2 protein-coding genes are annotated in these 2,035 nt (G+C 35.5%); both read right to left on the minus strand.

All coding sequences use genetic code 11. From position 1 onward, the window contains the following. Positions 1-608, minus strand: a 608-nt coding sequence (locus F6K22_RS39525) for a hypothetical protein (RefSeq protein ID WP_293110493.1), incomplete at its 3' end; no start/stop codon positions are given. A 133-nt stretch (positions 609-741) separates the two neighbouring features. Continuing rightward, on the minus strand, positions 742-2,035 hold a 1,294-nt coding region (locus F6K22_RS39530), incomplete at its 5' end, for a SagB family peptide dehydrogenase (RefSeq protein ID WP_293110494.1).

The raw sequence follows: 2,035 nt of genomic DNA on the forward strand, positions 1-2,035 counted from the left end.
ACAGCTATAAACTTTGGCTCCTCTGTAGGGTTATTTGTCCCAAAGAAGTCATAAAATACAGTTCCATCATATGTATCTATTGAGACTTCTGCGTAGTAATCATTTGTAAATTCCTTGTTAAAAACATACTCATTATCATTATGATCATGCCTTTTACTGTCTGTTGGCACAAGTGCTTCATAAACTTGTTGAAGTGTCAAATTAAAACCTTCAGGAGCCTCAAGGTCCCAGTGTTGGTTATTATCTGCATAGGCTTTTTTTAGTGTTTTGGCTGCTCTCTTATTATCGCCTAACAATATTTCAGTGATCGCTTTATTTCCCTTTTTATTATTACAGAATTGTTGATATCTGAGTATAGCATCAAAAAGTTTTTTTAGATATATTGCAAAATACGGGTTTAAGCTATCAGGAAACTCATCATCGTCAATCCACATCCATGCTATTAGCTGCGAGAGTTGTTTGCATGCTTTCCGAAGTTTTTCTGCATATTCTCCATAGTCTTTTCCGTCAATAGTTATATCGCTAGATCCGTTTTTTCCTTGATTATCTAGTTTTCCTCCTAGAATCTCTCGTCCTGTAAGACTATTGATCTCGATAGAATCGGTCATAATTTTACCTTTTTATTTTTGTCAAAAGAAATCCTTAGTTATTGTATCTAGTTTGAATGGTTTTTCTAGCTAGCTTTACAATTTTTAACATTAACTACAAGTATAATATGTAACTTCTTACATAGAGGTCTGTCTACCCTCTACTTCCCAAAATAAATTCTCCTACAGATAATTCACCATAACTATTGATATCCATTGCTCTAGCAAATAGATCGGAATTCCCAGTTCCCAGGGCGCAAGGAGCCAGATTCATCGCAGTTGCAACAAGATACATTGTTTGATAGAGAACACCGACGTGCTTCAAAATAAGGCTGTAGGCCATAGATTCATAAATCCCAGAAACTCTAGCAAATCTAGCAGTAACAACTATTAAAACCAGGGGCTGAGTTTCCAGTGTTGCCGTCCATTTTGCTTCTTCTAAAAGTTGATTGACATGGGTATTAATCTCTGATAACTTACTTAGTTGATGATTTTGAGGACAATAATGATAAAATCCAGCCAAAATCCCATCACAAGCAGTAATAACTGGATAAATCTCTAGCTCATAACAAGCTCCACCGCTTGGATAAGGACGATTACTAACTTCTCGATAATCTTTGGAAAAAACGCCCCTAACTCTAGCACAACGATATAAAAATTCTCCTATTTGTTCGGCAGAGAGTGGTTTGTCTCCATAATTTCTGATACTTTTTCGTTCTTCTAAAACCAATGAAAAGGGATAATCTGTTTCTTTAAGTTTTTCAATATCGGGTTTGTATAAATTTATTCGTTCTTGGGATTCTACCTCTGTAATTACAGGTAAAGGTTCAATTTTATTCAACAAACGATAAGTTTTACCAACCGGATTTAAGTGTCTGCCCCTTCTACTTCTGAAATGAAATAAAAGGTCATGAAATTCCCATAGTCCTAAAGTTTCACTATTTTCTTCTTCTATATGAGCAGTATCTGGGAATTCATAAATCATTTCAGCACTCAACAAAAAGCTCAAAAATACTTGCAATAATTCTTCAGAAAGTCCTGGAATTATAGAAGCCAATTCTTGAATGCTGCGAGGCTTTACTAACTCAGTAATAATAGCCATTCCTCGCCAATCTGCTAGAGTAATTTGAGCATGAGACAAGGGAGATTCTAAAATCATCTCACCCCGATCTTTATGAGCATAAGCAAAGCGAGAAAGACTGTATTGAGTATCCAGTGCTAAATTACTTAGCTGAAGTTTGCAGACTGGTGAATGTGGAACGATTTTTACTAGAGGAAGATTATCAACAGATACTTTGTGACAAATTAGGCCGAGATGAATAAAATTTTCAAGATAATAATTAAATTTAGGCAACCCAGAAAAACCATCTTTTTCTAAGACTATATCGCTCAGGCAATCGCGTGTCATACCTTCAGATAATAAAACAGCAAAAGCAGCGATCGCTCCA

The sequence above is a fragment of the Okeania sp. SIO2F4 genome (assembly GCF_010672385.1).
In the GTDB taxonomy this organism is placed as follows: domain Bacteria; phylum Cyanobacteriota; class Cyanobacteriia; order Cyanobacteriales; family Microcoleaceae; genus Trichodesmium.